Below are 17005 nucleotides of genomic sequence, written 5' to 3' on the forward strand. Positions count from 1 at the left end.
TCTTAATCGGTTGATGCCAATATCCGGCTGGTCACTGCCAGCGAGGAAAAAATGTTCGGAATCATCGGCATTGTCGTTATCTTCATCATGGTCTTTGGCGGCTACGTGGCCGCCGGGGGCAAGCTTGGGATCATTCTCAAGGCGTTGCCATTCGAGCTCATGATGATCGGAGGAGCGGCTGTAGGAGCATTTTTGATAAGCAACGATGGCTCCGCGATTAAACACACGCTCAAAGATGTCGGCAAGGTATTCAAGGGCCCGAAATGGAAACCGCAAGACTACCAGGATCTGCTTTGCCTCTTATTCGAATTGATCCGTTTGGGGCGACAGAATCCGATTGCGATCGAAGAGCATATCGAGGCACCTGAGGACTCTGCCATTTTCTCGAAGTATCCGAAAGTAGTGGCCGATACGGAAGCGATTGCCCTGATTGGGGATACCCTGCGATCCGCCTCCATGAATTATGATGATCCACATCAAGTCGAGGAAGTTCTGGAAAAGCGAATGGAGGCCAGCCTGCATCACGCGCTCCATTCCAGCCATGCATTGCAAACCATGGCCGATGCCCTGCCTGCGCTCGGCATCGTTGCCGCGGTGCTCGGTGTTATCAAGACCATGGCGTCCATTGATCAACCGCCGGAAATCCTTGGAAAGATGATCGGCGGTGCGCTGGTCGGCACATTTCTCGGCGTGTTCCTGTCATATGGCTTGGTTGGGCCTTTTGCGGCAAAGGTCAAAGACGTGGTTGAGGAAGATGGGCACTTTTACCAACTCATTCGCGAGGTTCTGGTCGCCAATCTTCACAACCATGCCACAAACATCTGTATCGAAGTTGGGCGCCAGAACACACCGCATCACAAGCGCCCAAGCTTCATTGCTCTCGAAGACGCATTGAAATCACTGAAACAGGATGCAGCGTGATGCGGCGTATCGTCTTCGTTGCCGTTCTAATGCTACCGGCCTCGTTTGCTTGCGCCCAATCCATCCGGGTGCGTTCCGGGGAGCACGAGGGGTTTTCACGTCTCGTTCTCGACATGCCGGCACGTCTGGAATGGTCAAGCGAGCGGCGTGAAGGTGGCGTATCGGTGGTTCTTAAGACTGATCGGCCTGAGTTTGATATACGCGGAGTTCATGATCGTTTGACCGAAGGGCGTCTCAAGGAGATCATCGCCCCGGAGGGCCAGAAGCGTCTCGATTTGACGTTCGCGTGTGATTGTGACGTGAACTTTTTCTGGCACGACAAATCCATGTTGGTCATCGATATTGAGGACAACCCGGTTGGTGCCACGCGCCCGTCCGAGCGAGAGCTGGTGACCGACGAGGAAAATACCGTGCCGCTAGAGTTCTCTGATGCTTTGCGCCCGATCTCTCGTGCCGTTGAAATGACAACGAAAGCGATCATTTCTGGTGCCCAAGAGGGCCTAGCCCGAACTGACTCTGGCAGTGGCTCTCTCCCAGACATGGAAAAGAACCTGATGGCGGAAATGGACCACGCTGCGCGACTTGGATTGCTTGAACCATCGATTGTGAAGCAGGCAGAGCGTCGGACGAGATCTGTGCCAGCTCTGAATACGAACGCCGCAGGTCCGAAAATCCAAGGCACGTCCTCGCATCATCCATTGCAGAACATGAGGGTTGCACCCGCGGGCGGTCTAGAGCATCTGGTCAGATCCCGAAATCCGGGTGATAGTCGCCATCGCATCTTATCGGAGTGTCTTTCCGAGCACCTTGTCGATGTTCCGGCTTGGGGCGCGGATGCGCCTTTTCATGTACAGGTAGGGGCGTTGAATCGGGGCCTCACCCGCGAATTTGACATGGCGGATCCGGAGGCTATCCTCGCGTTGGCGCGGCTATACGTATTTTTTGGGTTTGGCGCGGAGGCCGCGCAAGTCGTCGCGCTCGCAGAGCCTTTTACCATCGAGTTGCAGATTGTCGGGGAAATGGCCGCCCTCGTCGATTCTTTTGAGTCAACGCGCGAACATTTGCTTCGGAATGATCTCGGCTGTGACGGTCCAAGTGTGGTTTGGGCTGCAATTGCTCACCCCACCATCCCGGCAGATCAGCCACTTGATCACCCGGCCATATTGCGATCCTTCGGGGCCTTGCCCGGGCACTTGCGCCGTCACCTTGGCCCGGAGCTGGCTCGGAAGTTTCTGGAGGCCGGTCATCGGGATACGGCGCATTCGATATTGAGGACCATCCGATATGCCGAGCCATCCGAGGCACCGGCCAAGGAATTGGCAACGGCGGAACTGGCCTTTGCCAATGGCAAGGATAAACTGGGTGAGGCTGCTCTTGGAGCCGCGATAGAACATAGCCTAGAGCCATCTGCAAAGGCTGTACTGGCATTGATCGAACGCCGGCTTGGCGAAAATCGACAGGTCCCGTATGACAGTGCGCAACTGGCCGGTGCCTACTTCCAGGAACATCGCGGAGAACCCTTCGGGCGCGCGCTTGGCAATGCCTATGTACGGGCGTTGGCGGCGGCGGGGGCATTCGAAGACGCATTTTCCGAACTTCGGCGCATCGCTCCCGACCTGATGCAAGCGACGGAAGCCGAGACACGGAATGATCTAGTCAGGCTGTTGGTCGAGCAGGCGGGAGATATCGACTTTTTGCGTTATGCGGCAGGAGCCCCCTCCGAGCATCTGCGAGTGCTACCTCATGAAACGGCGCTCAGTATCGCAGAACGGCTTTTGAACGTTGGACTTGTCTTGGAGGCATCTCAAGTCATGGATCAGGTGAACGCAGGCGTGCAAAGTGAACGGCATAGCCTGATCCTTGCGGAAATCGAATTGAAGTTGGGGCACCCGCACGCGGCTGAAGCGGAGTTGCTGGGCCTTGTTAGCCCTGAGAGCGCCCGCGCAAAAGCGCGTGCTCGCAGTATGTTGGGGGATTATGCGGCTGCTGCGGAGTATCTATCCGACTTGGGCGATTCGGCTGAGGCGCAGCAAGCGGCCTGGAGGGCGGAAGATTGGTCCAAACTGGCGCAATCCGATGACGAAGTCATCCGGAAACTGGCGGCCTTGGTCGTTGAGGAGGAAACGCCGGATGGCGAGGACCTTCTGGCGCGCAATCTACGCCTTTTGGACCAAAGTGCGAGTTTGCGAGACGCTCTGGTCGAGCTCCTTGAGAGCCCGTCCTTCGCCACAAGCCCCTGAGCTTGGCGCATCCTTACCAAATCTCAACACCCGGATTCTATGCTGGATGCACGAGTGAAAGAACGTCGTTCTTCGAGGAGATTCCTTGGTATGTTACATAGTAAATCGTGGCCCGGTAACTTGCGGGTGGCTTGCTCTATACCCATCAGCAGCGTGGTCCGTCGCCTGGCCGGTTTTTCTGTCATGTGTCTAATGGCGGGCACCGCGGGCGTTCTGTCAGCTTCAGACAGAGCCGTGGTGTTGAATACCTGCGATGTCGCGGCATATCGCGCATCTATTGCAACAGGAGTCCCTTTGTCCGTGCTCAGGTCGGTGACGCGTGCGGAAACCGGGCGCGGGGTTCTCGGGGACCTTACGCCATGGCCCTGGACGGTCAACATGGAGGGGGCAGGACATTGGTTCGACAGCAGAGACGCAGCGCTGTCCTATGTCTACGCAGAGTTTGGACGCGGCGCGCGAAGTTTTGACATCGGATGCTTTCAGATCAACTACCGATGGCATGGCGAAGCCTTTCGGTCCATTGATCACATGCTTGATCCAGTCTCGAATGCGACATATGCGGCGAAATTCTTGTCGGATTTGCACGAAGAGACCGGAAACTGGTCAATTGCAGCAGGTACTTATCATTCCCGAACTGCTGAATATGCCAACGCATACAGAGATCGCTTCGACCGTATTCATGCGCGCCTCGCTGAAACGACAACTCGGCTTCAAAGGGGGGCAAAACAGGCAAAGTCCCATTCGCTTTTGGAAGATTCGACCGTCTCCGTTCGATCGCGTGCGCTCGGGTCCTCAGTGCCTAAGGGCGGTGTTGCGGGCTCCGTATTTGGCGATAAGCGCAGTGCTTTCATAGGTCTCTGAAGCATGGCATGGGTTTCTCTAAGGGCGATTTTTCAGCCGACGGTCCTTCTTGCGATTGCGCTCATGGCCGTCATCGTAATGATGATCTTGCCCGTCCCGTCATGGATGCTTGACGTGGGGTTGGCAGCGTCTTTCTCACTTGCCATTTTGATTTTCACAGTGACTTTGTTCATCGAACGGCCACTGGATTTCTCTGCCTTTCCTACAATTCTCCTTGCCTCGCTCATGCTCCGGCTCTCGCTGAATGTTTCATCGACCAAGCTGATCATCGGTGAAGGCCACACAGGGACGGATGCAGCTGGCGAGGTCATCGAAGGTTTTGCCAATTTTATTATTGGTGGAAATGTATTCTTGGGGCTCGTCGTTTTCTCGGTTTTGCTGATCGTGAACTTTCTGGTGATAACCAAGGGTGCAGCACGGATGGCCGAAGTAGGGGCGCGGTTTGCGCTTGACGGCATGCCGGGCAAGCAGTTGGCGATCGACAGCGATATGTCGGCGGGAGCCATAGATCATCAGGAGGCGAGAGACCGCCGCGAACGCGAACAGCAGGAAACCACATTCTTCGGGTCGCTTGATGGGGCATCCAAATTCGTCAAGGGCGATGCGGTTGCAGGGCTCTTAATTACGCTTCTGAACTTGTTCATCGGGCTGATGATCGGGATTGTGTTGCATGACATGCCGGTTGGTCGCGCATTTGAAACCTATACGATTTTGACGATTGGTGATGGCTTGGTCACGCAAATACCGGCTGTGATCATATCCATCGCATCCGCCCTGTTACTGGCGCGGGGCGGAAACAAGGGTGCAACCGATCTGACGATCGTCGAACAACTCGGGCGCCATCCGGCCGCACTTGTGACCGTTGCGTTGCTGATGGTGGTCTTTGCTCTGGTGCCAGGGCTGCCCTTTCTTCCATTCATGATTGGTGGGCTTGTGTTGGGCGCAATCGCATTCTTCAGCTTCAGGCATCGTCGGGACAGTATGCCATCTACTGATACGGCACCTAGACCCGTGGTGATGCCTGAAAAATCCATGGGAGATATCCTTGAACTTGATGACATCCACGTTGAATTTGCACCTGATCTGGTCAATATGGTCCTTGATCCCGGCACCGGACTAGAGGCGCGTATCGCCAATCTTCGCCGGTTCGTCGCAACGAGTTATGGTGTTATCCTCCCCGATATTCGATTGACCGATGATCCGGGCATGCCGGCTAGCAGCTATGTGATCCGCATACACGGAGTGGAGCAAGCACGCGCTTTTCTGATGGAAAATCATATGCTTGCGCTTGATCCAGATCACCACCCTGGGCTCCCGTCTGGCGATACTGTTCAAGAACCTGTCTACGGTGCGCCTGCCCGATGGATACCGGCGCATGATCAGGACCATGCTGCGCTCTCGGGCGTCACGCTAGTCGCGCCACCAGAGGTTCTGGCCACCCATTTACTTGAGGTCATACGCCGCAATTTAAGTCGTTTGTTTACAATGAAGGCGATGCGGCGACTATTGGATGAGATGGCTAACCTGAGTGATCAAGCGCGCGCCGAGGCCAATCGCAAGCTTTTGGAGGAGATGATTCCGGATCGTGTCTCTCCTGATCTGCTTCATGCGGTGCTGCGCTTGCTGTTGGCCGAGCAAGTTTCGATCCGCAACATGCCTCTTATTCTTGAGGCGATTGCGGAGGGGCGACACCTTGGCAATCAGCCGGAAATGATCTGTGAGCATGTTCGACAAAGGCTTGGCTTTCAGATGGTCGCCAATATGCAACGAGCGGATGGTAGCTTACCCCTTATACAACTGGCACCGGAATGGGAGGATACATTCGTCACGTACCAGTCAGATGGCGACCGGGGTCGAATGGATGTCGCTTTACCCCCAGATGTATTCAACACCCTGACATCGGCCGTGGCCGAGCAGGTGAAACAGGCCGGTGAAAACGGCGTATCGCCGGTCCTGGTTACCTCAAGCATGCGTCGGAGGTTTCTGCGAACCATCTTGATAGCGAGAAATCTTACACTTCCCGTAATGTCGTTTGAAGAGATCGGACCCGATAGCAAACCGGCCTTGGTCGGCGTGGTGGGCGTGTGACGTCTCTGCCTGCGCTGCTTGACACTGCTCATGAGATGCTTTGGCTGCATGCGCTGGTGTTCTTTCGCATCGCTCCAATCATCGGGCTTTTGCCCGGATTTGGTGAGCAGTCGGTTCCCATGCGGATCAAGCTGATCCTTGCGCTCGCATTTACGCTGGTCACGTCACCAGCGCTGATGCCTGAGCTTTCTAAGGTCATCGAAGAGCAGGCGGTCACAGGTCATGCAATACTTGCTGAAACGCTTGTCGGCATCGTGATCGGCATTGGGCTTCGGTTGTTCCTGATGACGTTGCAAATGGCGGGCTCGATCGCCGCGCAATCGACTTCCCTGTCGCAAATTCTCGGGAGCGCCAGCGTCACGCCGCTTCCGGCCATGGGGCATCTTCTGGTCACTGGCGGGCTCGCTCTCATGATGCTTCTCGGGCTTCACTTGCGCGTAGCCGAGCTTATCATACACAGTTACCGGATCTTCCCCGCCACGGAATTTCCAGCTGTGGAAGCCGTTTCGCAATGGGGTGTGGCGCGCATCGCTCATGCCTTCTCATTTGGCTTCACGCTTGCGGCCCCCTTCGTGCTGGTGTCGGTCCTCTACAATCTCACCTTGGGCATCATAAATCGCGCAATGCCACAACTCATGGTGGTTTTCGTCGGTGCCCCGGCCATCACTGCGCTCGCACTTTTTCTCCTCATGCTTGTCGCTCCGGTCCTCTTGGTGGTCTGGGTTCAGGGCCTTGCGGCGTTCATTGCAAATCCATTTGGTGGATAGAGATGGACGGGCAGGAAGACGATACTGAGAAAACCCATGAGCCGACCCAGCACAAACTGGACGAGGCGCGCAAAAAGGGTGAGGTCGCGCGCTCTGCTGATTTGAACACGGCAGGATCCTATGGCGGGCTTTTGCTGGCGCTTTTGCTCTTAGGTGGTACAAGCGTTCAGACTGTCAGCGGGAGCCTGATGGTTTTGCTCGACCAGCCGCACCAACTTGCCAATCTAATTTTTAAAGATGGGCGCGCGTCCTCTGCCCTTGGTGGTCTGCTAGGGCAAGGAATGGGCGGGCTCTCGGTCTTGTTTATCGTACCGGCGCTGGCCGCGTTGCTCACGGTGTTTGCGCAGCGTAGTTTCGTCGTCGCACCTAGTAAGCTCGAGCCAAAGCTGTCTCGGGTTGACCCTGTTGAAAATGCCAAGAACAAGTTTGGACCATCCGGTCTTTTCGAGTTTGCCAAGAGCTTTTCCAAGCTGGTTCTTTATTGTGCGTTATTAGGCAGTTTTCTGTCCCATCGCCTTTCGGAAATGGCCGGTGCCGTGCACGCGGCACCGGCGATGATAGGCGCTATGATCGGGCAAATAATCATCGAGTTTCTATTGATCACCTTTCTGATCACCTTGGCCGTGGGTGTGATTGATTATCTCTGGCAGTATTTCGATCACCTGCGTCGGCAGCGGATGTCACATAAGGAAGTGCGCGACGAGATGAAGCAGAATGATGGTGATCCCGCCGTCAAACAGCAACGCCGTCGGCGAGGCATGGAAATCGCATCGCAGCAAATGATGGCGGATGTGCCGGGGGCGGATGTGGTGATCGTCAATCCGACGCATTTCGCGGTCGCGTTGAAGTGGAGCCGTGCCCCGGGCTCTGCTCCGGTCTGTGTGGCCAAGGGTGTTGACCACATTGCCCTGGCAATTCGCAAGCTTGCACAGGAACACGGCGTTCCCGTTCAACTTGATCCACCGGTTGCAAGGGCCCTGCATGCCACCACAAATCTGGGTGAGGAAATCGACCCGGACCAATATGCGGCGGTTGCTGTGGCCATCCGATTTGCCGATGAAATGAGGCGCAAGACCAGGAGTTTCGGATGAAACGCGATGCCTATGCCGGAATTGTGGGCTTGACCGACGCGCTCTATCAAGCGCAGGCGGCACAGCTGCAGGCTCTTTTCGCCGAAGAACAAAGGTTGCGTGCAGAGATCAGTCAACTCGAGTCCGTCCGCTGTGCCGCCCGTGACGCGCCAAACGAAAGTTTGCTGGGCTATCGTGAAGTCGGAGCTGATCTGATGTGGCAGGGCTTTATCGGCCGGAGAAAGTCAGAATTGCATTCTGAACTGGCTAGACTCTTGGGCCGCAAAGGACAGATGACTGTCCGTATGCGCCATGCATTCGGCAAGCATCAGGCGGCTTGCCAACTCTCACAGACCGAGACAAATGGCCGGATCGCCCGCCGCATTGCAAAGCGTGCCGGCCTTGTTGATGAGTTTGCGCTGCTGGTGGCGCGGGGCGATCGCGACATCGAGTAGTGGTCTAGCGGGAAGAACCGTCACACGTCCTGCCGGGCGATCTCGGTGATGAGTACCCCTTGCACCGCCTCGCCAAGAATGTTCCGTGCCACGTCAAGCAACGAGGCGCGCAGCATATCCATGTTGCGCGCATTCGTGAATGCGCCGTCGAAACCACCTATGTTCGCGTGATCGAAAAGCGCCTGGAGCAAGGCATCGCGAAGCTTTGGCTCACGCTCATAGACAGCCGAGGCGCTGCCTGGTCCGGTTTCAACACTGAGCGACAGGACCACCATTGCGCCGATCATGTCGCGGTCAACGACCGGGACGACGAACTGATTATTGAGTTTGACAATTTCTGTCGGATTCGTATCGGGCGGTGTGTGACCGTGGGACAGGACCTGATCGGTTGTTTCGGTTGGGGCGTCGTCACCGATATCGGATTCGGATCTTAACATATGTCCCGCACCCGCCCCCGCCACGATCCCGATTAACAGTAGAAAGACTGGCAGTAGCTTTGAGATCATGGCGTAGGGCCTCCTTTGGCTGGTTCAGAAGGGCAAAATGGCATCCAGAACCTGCTGGCCCAGCCTCGGCTGCTGGACGTCGGTAATCTGGCCGCGCCCGCCATAGGAAATGCGCGCTGCCGCGATCTTGTCATAGGTGATCTCGTTCTTGCGCGAAATATCCTCTGGTCTCACAAACCCGGTGACCAGCAATTCGCGCAGTTCGAAATTGACCCTTACCTCTTGTGACCCTTGGATCTCCAGAACGCCATTGGGAAGGACCTGCATCACCGTGGCCGCCACGCGCAGTGTCAGCTCTTCGCTGCGGCTCACCGAGCCGTCGCCGCCGGACCGTCCGGAGGAGTTGAGCCCGACTGCGCGATCGAGACTGGCGCCTTCCGGCAGGTCCTTGTTGATCCGTTGCGGCAGCCCGAAAAGGTCCGGGATCGCGAGGGTCTCCGATCCGGAACGGGAACGTTCGGTCGAATTCGATATCTCGGCCTCCTCATCGATCTCGATTACGACTGTCATGATATCGCCCCTCTGGGCTGCGCGCCGATCCCCCAGCAGGGATTGTTTGCCTCCGCTCCAGAGTGATGCATGTTGCAATGCTGTTTCTCGTGCGGTTGATAGTGGCAGTCCCGGGTTGAGCATCGCGAGCTGCTCGGTGGAATTCATGGTGGGTGTGAAGCTGGGTGCCTTGCCGATATGGTCCATACGCGCGCAGGCGGCGACGGAAAGGATCAGGATCAGGCTGATTGGGAGGCGAAAAGACGGCATCATCGTTCCTATTGCGAGACCATGATCTGGCCGGTTGACGTAACGCGACCCGTGATTGTCGCGCGCGAAGTCAGGTTCATCGCCCGGACGCGATCGCCAATGCCCGCCCGTTCCAGTGACCGACCCTCGATCGTGATCTGAAGGCCCACGCGCGCGTAGATGAGGGGAACAATCTGATTGCGTTCCACGATGGCAGGTGGGCCTACGTGGGCGGCGCGAACCTGACGCCCGGGATAGAGCGCGACGCGCGTTTCCATGCCAATCAGATCGGACAGGACCACGTCACCTTTGCCTGTGTCAGGTTTCAAAAGCAGGTCGCCGGGGCCAAGGATTTCCTGTGCCCGGATTGTGCGGGTTGCCACGATCATGTCCGCCAGCACTGGGCTAGCCAACATGATAGTAAACGTGAATGCTACCGGAAACCGCATCAGCGCACCTGCGTGGTCGCGCTTAGCATCTGGTCGGCGGCGGTGATCACCTTGGCATTGAGCTCGTAGCCGCGTTGGGCCTCAATCAGTTCTGTGATTTCTCGAACCGGATCGACAGAACTGTCTTCGAGGTAGCCCTGACGCAATGTGCCAAGGCCATCCTGCCCGGCAGTCGTCACATTCGCAGGGCCCGAGGCTTCGGTCTCAATAAAGAGATTGTTGCCAATGGCCTCAAGACCTTTTGCGTTGGTGAAACCAGCCAGATTCAACTGGCCAAGCTGTTGTGCTTCGGCAGTATCCTGGAAAAAGCCGAAAACCTCGCCCTCGGCGTTAATCGAGATGCTGCGCGCATCCTCGGGTATCGTGATCTCCGGGGCGACCGGAAAGCCGTCGGAATTCACGATCACCCCATCCGCGGATCGTTTGAGCGCGCCGTCGCGCGTAAAGGCCGCCTGGCCGGAGGGGAGCGTGACTTCAAGATAGCCGCTGCCATCGATGGCGACATCGAGATCGCCATTTGTCTGCGAGAGTGAGCCTTGGGACAATTGCACCGAAATTGCCGATGGCCGCACCCCGAGCCCGAGCTGGACGCCCGTCGGCAAAACCGTACCGTCCGCCGCGTTTATGGTGCCGGCGCGCGCGAGTTGCTGGTAATGGAGGTCCGCAAATTCCGCGCGTCGGGCATTGTAGCCCGTGGTCGACATGTTTGCGAGATTGTTTGAAATCGTCTCGACCCGCATTTGCTGGGCGGCCATGCCGGTGGCGGCGATCTTGAGGATGTGCATCTCTTTCTCCTTGGTCAACGGATGAAGGAATCGAGCGCGGTCATCACGCGCTCGTTTTCCGAGTCGAGAAAGCTTTGGCCCATCTCATAGGCACGCTGCACCTCGATCATGCGGGCGATCTGACTGATCGGATCGACATTCGCGCCTTCCAGAAATCCCTGGAGCACGCGGCTTTCGAGGATTGGCTCAAAGCCGCCCGCGCTGCGAAACATCACCCCGTCCTCGCGGGTCAGCTCAAAGCTCTCGATTGGTCGCACCAAGCCGATCTGAGCGAGGGGGCGCCCATTGTCGCTGAGCGTGCCATCGGGTGATAGCCCGATACTCTGCGAGTCGGGGGGTACAAATACCGGAGCCCCGCCCGCGTCGAGCACCCTGTAGCCATCCGGCGTCACCAGATCCCCTTGTGCGGACATGGTGAAATTGCCCGCACGCGTCAGACGCTCCCCCTCGGGTGTCTCAACGAGGAAAAAACCTTCACCTTCGATCGCCATGTCGAGCGTGCCGCCGGTGTGAACGAGCGGGCCTTGAAGCATCGAGGTCATCCGCACATTGCCGCGCGCCATGGACAGGGACGGGCCCTCTTGACCGCGTGAGACGAATTCGGAAAAGATCAATCCCTCCTGACGATACCCGGTGGTCGCCGCATTGGCGATATTATTGGCCACCACCTGCAATTCGCGCAGGAGGCCGGATTGCCGGGTCAGAGTGGTATAGCCTGCGTTCTCCATCTCAACCTCCTGTGATGAGCGGGATCAGCCGATCCTGAAAGAAGGTGACCAGCGTTTGGGTCATGAACCCCATGGTGATCCAGAACACGACAACGATCGCGCCAAGTTTGGGCACAAATGTGAGCGTGAGTTCCTGAATCGAGGTCAGAGCCTGAAAGAGCCCGACCACCAGACCAGCCAGGAGCGCGACGGCCAGGATCGGCAAGGAAATGATCACAGAGATCCAGAGCCCTTCGCGCAGCGTGTCAAAGAACAGAACCTCATTCAGCATCGGCTCAGACCGGCATGCGGAGGATTTCCTGATACGCTTCCACGACCCGGTCGCGCACTGTGATCGCGGCCTCGACAGCGAGTTCGGTTTGTGCGAGGGCCTGCACGAGCGCATGCGGATCGGCCGTGCCAGTCATGGCCGACATTGCAACCTCTTCGCTTTCTTTCAGGGTGGCGGCAAAATCCTTGGCCAGCGAATGAAGCGCCTCGCCCCCTCCGCTCTCGCCCGTGGCCTCTGTCGCGGCGCGGGACGCGGTGTATTTCTGGGTGGCGCTCAGTCCTGTGATATCCATTCTGGATCTCCTTTATCGACGTAACAGGTCCATCAGCCCGGCAGACATTTGCCGAACCTGATCGAACATCTTGAGATTGGCCTCATAGCTGCGCTGCGCTTCGCGCGCGTCCGCGATCTCGATCATCAGATCCACCGTCGAGCCCTGGTAATGGCCGGTTTCGTCTGCCAGCGGGTGACTGGGGTCGTAGATTTGCTGCGGTGTGCGCCGGTCGAGATTGACGCGGCTTACCTCTACCTTGCCATTGCCATTCGAGCGGCCAAACGCCGTTTCGAAAGACACCGTCTTGCGGCGATACCCGGGGGTGTCGGCATTGGCGATATTCTCGGACACGTGGCGCAGGCGCTGTGCCTGAGCCTTGAGGCCGCTGGTTGAGACTGACAATGCGTTGGAAAAATCGCTCATGACATGCCCCTCAGCGACGCCCGATCGCCGTGCGCAGCACGGTGAGCGAGGATTTGTATATGGCAAGGGCGCGATCATGCTGACGTTTTACATCGACCGACTTGAGCATCTCGGTTTCGAGCGAGACCGAATTGCCATTGGGATCGGCTGTGGCGGTCGGGTCGTCGATGGCATCAAAGCCACGATCCGGACCGCGGCCTATCATATGCCCCTCCCGCGTGGCGCGCGGCAGCAGGGCCGCCGCCTGTGGCTCGTAGAATGACGCAAAGGGCGTGATGTCCCGCGCGGAATACCCGGGCGTGTCCGCATTTGCCATGTTCTGCGACACGATAGCCTGTCGCGCACCGGCATGGCTGGCCATGGCATGCGCCATGCGAAAGATCTCAAGGTTTTCAAACATCGGGGTTCTCCCTCGATTGGCTTCAATCAAGGCTTAACCCTGATTCCTTTAGAAATTGTTTTCAGGAAATGATTGGAGCGTTCGATGATCAGGCAAAACATGGCAGGCCTTCAGGCAGAGATTTCCGGGCTGCGCGCGACGCGCATGGTCGGACGGGTCATATCTGTGCGCGGCAATGCGTTGCGGATCAGTGGCCTGTCTGATCTCGCCCGGCTCGGCGACCGGATCGTCATCCATCGTCGGGCCGGGGGCATACTGGCGGGTGAGGTCATTCAACTGGAGGCGGCCGCGCTATTGGTGCTACCGGATGACGCGCCTGAAGGGGTGGCCCTCGGGGATCGGGTAATTTTGGGTGACAGGGCCGTGATTTCGCCTGCCGATAGCTGGCTTGGCCGGATCATCGACCCTTTCGGTGAGCCCCTTGATGGCCGGCCACTCCTGCGCGGTGCCGGAATACTGCCGTTGCGCGCTGATCCACCACCCCCGGCGCGACGACGTGCGATGGGCACGCGGCTGGAAAGCGGGATGGCTGCCTTCAATACGGTGCTGCCCATCGTGCGCGGGCAACGTGTGGGGCTGTTTGCTGGATCGGGTGTGGGGAAAACCATGCTTCTGGGCCATCTGGCGCGCTACATGCAGGCGGATGTCGTTGTCATCGCGTTGATTGGCGAGCGTGGTCGCGAGCTTCGAGACTTCGTCGAGCATGTGCTGGGACCAGAAGGCATGCGCCGTGCGGTCATTGTCGCCGCGACCTCGGATCGTTCTCCGCTCATACGCCGGCGCTGTGCGTGGGCGGCGATGGCTGTGGCAGAGTTCTTTCGCGATCAGGGACGGCAGGTGCTGTTTCTGGCAGACTCGATCACGCGGCTTGCCGAGGCGCATCGCGAGGTGGCGACCGCGGCCGGTGAGATGCCCGTGCTACGCGGCTTTCCTGCGTCGACGTCGCATTTGATCATGTCGCTCTGTGAGCGCGCCGGGCCGGGAGAGGATGAGACAGGCGATATCACCGCGCTCTTCACGGTGCTGGTTGCGGGGTCGGACATGGACGAGCCGATCGCGGATATTCTCCGAGGCGTGCTGGATGGCCATGTCGTGCTGGACCGTCAGATCGCAGAGCGCGGGCGGTATCCGGCGATAGATCTCTTGCGCTCGGTCTCGCGTAGCCTGCCGCGGGCGGCGAGTGACGAGGAAAATACCCTGATCGCGCGCGCCCGCGGCCTGTTGGGCAGCTATGCGCGGTCCGAGACCATGATAAAGGCGGGCCTCTATGCCGAGGGCAGTGACCCTGAACTGGATCAAGCGATGCGTATCTGGCCCGAACTGGATGGCTTTCTCGCCGAAAAAGAAGCGGTGTCGGCCAAGAACAGCTTTTCACGCCTTTCTGTCATTCTGCGTCGGGCCGGTGCCTCCTCGGGCACGCGGGCCCGGTAAGCTGACCCTGCTCAGGCCGTCATGTGGCGTGCTCGTGCGCCCCGCTCGATCGCGGCGGCGTGCAGGCGGTCCAGATCAAGCTCGTAGCGGATTTCTTCAAGCAGTCGCAATTCGCGTTCATTGAGCGTGCCATCGGCCGCAGCCACGTCGCAGGCAAGCGCGTAGGCCGTCTCATAGAGGCGTTCGGGCAGGTTGGACCGGATCAGACCAAAAAGGGCGTCAAGGCCGTCCTCGACCGCGAAAAGATCGAATACGGTTTGCGACATCACGCGCAGGCGGTCGAGGTCATAATCGGCGAACACTGGCAGATTGTTCACAGTACTCTCTATCTTTACGAGTTCGGCCGTGCGCATGTCTTCGTCCGAGGCGGATATGGCAATCATGACCGCCACGAGGCAATCCTGCGGTGTAAGCGGATGGGGAAGCTGTTCAGACATTCGCTGGCCTTTCGTGGAGGAGCATTGTTGCGGTGCAGAATATTGACTGTTCCGCCCCCCCGCAATAGGAACCGGCGAAGCCCTGCCGGTGGCCTGACCGGTGCGAGAGGAGACAATCCCATGTCCGAGATGCGCGACGCCGCGATGAATTCGAAAGCCTGGCCTTTTGAAGAGGCGCGCCGCGTGCTCAAACGGTATGAGAAAAACCCGCCCGAAAAAGGCCATGTCCTTTTCGAGACGGGCTATGGCCCCTCTGGCCTGCCGCATATCGGCACCTTCGGTGAGGTGCTGCGCACCACGATGATCCGTCGCGCCTTCGAGACGATCAGCGATATCCCCACCCGGCTGATCTGTTTCTCGGACGATCTCGACGGGATGCGCAAGGTGCCGGGCAACGTCCCCAACCGCGAGATGCTGGCCGAGCATCTGCAAAAGCCGCTAACGAGCGTGCCGGACCCGTTCGGCACGCACGCGAGCTTTGGCGCGCATAACAACGCCATGCTGCGCCGGTTTCTCGATACCTTCGGATTTGACTACGAGTTCATTTCGGCGACTGAATTCTATGCGTCGGGGCAATTTGACGAGGTGCTCTTGCGCGCCGCCGAGCGCTATGACGACATCATGAAGATCATGCTGAAAAGCTTGCGCGAGGAGCGTCAGCAGACCTATTCGATCTTCCTGCCGCTCCATCCCGAGACGGGGCGCGTGCTCTATGTGCCGATGAAGGAGGTCAATGCCAAGGACGGCACCGTGACCTTCGACGACGAGATCGGGCGCGAATGGACGCTGCCGGTGACGGGCGGCAATGTGAAGCTGCAATGGAAGCCGGATTTCGGCGCCCGTTGGGCGGCGCTTGGCGTCGATTTCGAGATGTATGGCAAGGACCATTCGACCAACACGCCGATCTATGACGGCATCTGCCGCGCCCTTGGCATGCGCGCGCCCGAGCATTTCACCTATGAGCTGTTCCTGGATGAGAACGGCCAGAAGATCTCCAAGTCGAGTGGCAACGGAATCTCGATCGACGAATGGCTGAGCTATGCCTCGACGGAATCCCTGAGCTATTTCATGTATCAAAAGCCCAAGACCGCCAAGCGCATGCATTTCGACGTGATCCCCAAGGCGGTGGACGAATATCACCAACAATTGCGCGCCTATGCCGGGCAGGACATCACGCAGCGCCTCAACAACCCGGTGCATCACATCCACAACGGCGACGTGCCAGAGAGCCGCATGGTGGTGCCGTTCTCGATGCTCCTGAACCTCGCCTCGGTTTCGGCCGCGCATGACAAAGAGACGCTGTGGGGCTTCATCCGCCGCTATGCGCCTGAGGCAAGCGCCGAGACCCATCCCGACATGGATGCCGCCGCCGGTTACGCGGTGCGCTATTACGAGGATTTCGTCGCCCCCGCCAAGACCTATCGCGCGCCTACAGATCTGGAGCGAGAGGCGCTGACCGACCTGCGCGATCAACTCGCGGTCTATGACGGGCCGGTGGAGGACGAGGCGCTGCAATCCATCGTCTACGCCGTCGGGCGCGACCGCTTCGATCCGCTGCGCGACTGGTTCAAGGCGCTTTATGAGGTGTTATTGGGGGCCTCTCAGGGGCCACGTTTCGGCGGGTTCGTAGCACTTTATGGTGTGCAGGAGACGGTGGCGCTGATCGACAAGGGGCTGGCGGGTGAACTGGCCTGATCTGGGTCATTGCGCGGTTCTGGTCCGCTTGCTAGGCTTCTAACAGTGCAACAGAGGGGCAAACGATGCGGACCATAGCCATCCTGACAGCGGCGGCGCTCGCGGCCTGCGCGCAGACGGTTTCCATGCCGGATGCCAGCGAGGGGGCCGCAATCTATGCCGAGAATTGCGCGCAATGCCACGGGGCATCGGGTAAGGGCGACGGGCCTTGGGCTGCGGGCATGGTGCCGCCGCCCGCCGACCTTACGAAATTCTCTGAGGAAGGTACGTTTCCCCGTGCACATGTTCTGTCGGTGATCGACGGTTATGACCGCACAGATCTGCCGGGTAAGGAGATGCCGGAATTTGGCCTGTTGCTCGAAGGCGATACGGTGCCCGTGGATGTTGGCGATGGGGTGCTGACACCCACCCCCCGTCCATTGGCGGCGCTGATGGCCTATCTGGAGAGCATTCAGAAGCCTTGAAG

Annotated in this window: 20 protein-coding genes; 10 read left to right on the forward strand and 10 right to left on the reverse strand. The window is 58.4% G+C overall.

Annotated features, from left to right (window positions below):
- The first annotated feature begins 51 nt into the window (after positions 1-51).
- From motA to Q0X85_RS14020, 7 genes are all read left to right on the forward strand, one after another.
- Positions 52-921, forward strand: coding sequence for a flagellar motor stator protein MotA (motA, locus tag Q0X85_RS13990; RefSeq protein ID WP_297772861.1), 870 nt, complete (start codon positions 52-54; stop codon positions 919-921).
- Complete coding sequence (locus Q0X85_RS13995; protein WP_297772863.1) at positions 921-3161, forward strand: hypothetical protein; 2241 nt, start codon at positions 921-923, stop codon at positions 3159-3161. The genes motA and Q0X85_RS13995 overlap by 1 nt, the downstream gene beginning before the upstream one ends.
- A 312-nt stretch (positions 3162-3473) precedes the next feature.
- A complete protein-coding gene (locus Q0X85_RS14000) occupies positions 3474-4022 on the forward strand; it encodes a transglycosylase SLT domain-containing protein (protein WP_366130053.1) in 549 nt (182 codons plus the stop codon).
- Positions 4023-4025: 3 nt separating this feature from the next.
- A complete protein-coding gene (gene flhA, locus Q0X85_RS14005; RefSeq protein WP_297772864.1) occupies positions 4026-6110 on the forward strand; it encodes a flagellar biosynthesis protein FlhA in 2085 nt (694 codons plus the stop codon).
- A 35-nt stretch (positions 6111-6145) separates the two neighbouring features.
- Complete coding sequence (locus Q0X85_RS14010; RefSeq protein WP_297772866.1) at positions 6146-6877, forward strand: flagellar biosynthetic protein FliR; 732 nt, start codon at positions 6146-6148, stop codon at positions 6875-6877.
- Between the two features lie 2 nt (positions 6878-6879).
- Positions 6880-7968, forward strand: a complete 1089-nt coding sequence (locus Q0X85_RS14015) for a flagellar type III secretion system protein FlhB (protein WP_297772868.1) — start codon at positions 6880-6882, stop codon at positions 7966-7968.
- Positions 7965-8402, forward strand: coding sequence for a hypothetical protein (locus tag Q0X85_RS14020; RefSeq protein ID WP_297772870.1), 438 nt, complete (start codon positions 7965-7967; stop codon positions 8400-8402). Before Q0X85_RS14015 ends, Q0X85_RS14020 begins: the two co-directional genes overlap by 4 nt.
- A gap of 20 nt (positions 8403-8422) precedes the next feature.
- On the opposite strand, the gene Q0X85_RS14025 is transcribed toward Q0X85_RS14020, so the two are convergent.
- From Q0X85_RS14025 to Q0X85_RS14065, 9 genes are read right to left on the reverse strand one after another with little or no spacing between them, the layout of a single operon-like run.
- On the reverse strand, positions 8423-8908 hold the full coding sequence (locus Q0X85_RS14025) for a flagellar basal body-associated FliL family protein (RefSeq protein WP_297772871.1): 486 nt from the start codon (positions 8906-8908) through the stop codon (positions 8423-8425).
- Positions 8909-8932: 24 nt separating this feature from the next.
- On the reverse strand, positions 8933-9667 hold the full coding sequence (flgH, locus tag Q0X85_RS14030) for a flagellar basal body L-ring protein FlgH (protein ID WP_297772873.1): 735 nt from the start codon (positions 9665-9667) through the stop codon (positions 8933-8935).
- A gap of 8 nt (positions 9668-9675) precedes the next feature.
- Complete coding sequence (gene flgA / locus Q0X85_RS14035) at positions 9676-10095, reverse strand: flagellar basal body P-ring formation chaperone FlgA (RefSeq protein WP_297772875.1); 420 nt, start codon at positions 10093-10095, stop codon at positions 9676-9678.
- Positions 10095-10880, reverse strand: coding sequence for a flagellar basal-body rod protein FlgG (flgG, locus tag Q0X85_RS14040; RefSeq protein WP_297772876.1), 786 nt, complete (start codon positions 10878-10880; stop codon positions 10095-10097). Before flgG ends, flgA begins: the two co-directional genes overlap by 1 nt.
- Before the next feature lie 14 nt (positions 10881-10894).
- A complete protein-coding gene (locus Q0X85_RS14045; protein ID WP_297772878.1) occupies positions 10895-11608 on the reverse strand; it encodes a flagellar hook-basal body complex protein in 714 nt (237 codons plus the stop codon).
- Position 11609: 1 nt separating this feature from the next.
- Positions 11610-11879 (reverse strand): flagellar biosynthetic protein FliQ, encoded by a 270-nt coding sequence (locus tag Q0X85_RS14050; RefSeq protein ID WP_297772880.1) that lies wholly within the window; start codon positions 11877-11879, stop codon positions 11610-11612.
- Between the two features lie 4 nt (positions 11880-11883).
- Complete coding sequence (fliE, locus tag Q0X85_RS14055; RefSeq protein WP_297772883.1) at positions 11884-12171, reverse strand: flagellar hook-basal body complex protein FliE; 288 nt, start codon at positions 12169-12171, stop codon at positions 11884-11886.
- Between the two features lie 12 nt (positions 12172-12183).
- Positions 12184-12576, reverse strand: coding sequence for a flagellar basal body rod protein FlgC (gene flgC, locus Q0X85_RS14060; RefSeq protein ID WP_297772885.1), 393 nt, complete (start codon positions 12574-12576; stop codon positions 12184-12186).
- Between the two features lie 10 nt (positions 12577-12586).
- Entirely contained in the window at positions 12587-12976 is a 390-nt protein-coding gene (locus Q0X85_RS14065; protein ID WP_297772887.1) for a FlgB family protein, read from the reverse strand.
- An 84-nt stretch (positions 12977-13060) separates the two neighbouring features.
- On the opposite strand from Q0X85_RS14065, the gene Q0X85_RS14070 reads away from it, so the two are divergent.
- Positions 13061-14407 (forward strand): FliI/YscN family ATPase, encoded by a 1347-nt coding sequence (locus Q0X85_RS14070; protein ID WP_297772890.1) that lies wholly within the window; start codon positions 13061-13063, stop codon positions 14405-14407.
- A gap of 11 nt (positions 14408-14418) precedes the next feature.
- Here the strand turns inward: Q0X85_RS14070 and Q0X85_RS14075 are convergent, their stop codons facing one another.
- A complete protein-coding gene (locus Q0X85_RS14075) occupies positions 14419-14844 on the reverse strand; it encodes a tellurite resistance TerB family protein (RefSeq protein ID WP_297772893.1) in 426 nt (141 codons plus the stop codon).
- 120 nt (positions 14845-14964) lie between these two features.
- Between Q0X85_RS14075 and Q0X85_RS14080 the strand changes: the two genes are divergently transcribed.
- Both Q0X85_RS14080 and Q0X85_RS14085 read left to right on the forward strand, forming a co-directional pair.
- On the forward strand, positions 14965-16539 hold the full coding sequence (locus Q0X85_RS14080; protein WP_297772895.1) for a lysine--tRNA ligase: 1575 nt from the start codon (positions 14965-14967) through the stop codon (positions 16537-16539).
- Positions 16540-16604: 65 nt separating this feature from the next.
- Complete coding sequence (locus tag Q0X85_RS14085; protein WP_297772898.1) at positions 16605-17003, forward strand: cytochrome c; 399 nt, start codon at positions 16605-16607, stop codon at positions 17001-17003.
- Positions 17004-17005: the final 2 nt, after the last annotated feature.

It is taken from the genome of uncultured Roseovarius sp. (assembly GCF_947259555.1).
Classification (GTDB): Bacteria; Pseudomonadota; Alphaproteobacteria; order Rhodobacterales; family Rhodobacteraceae; genus Roseovarius.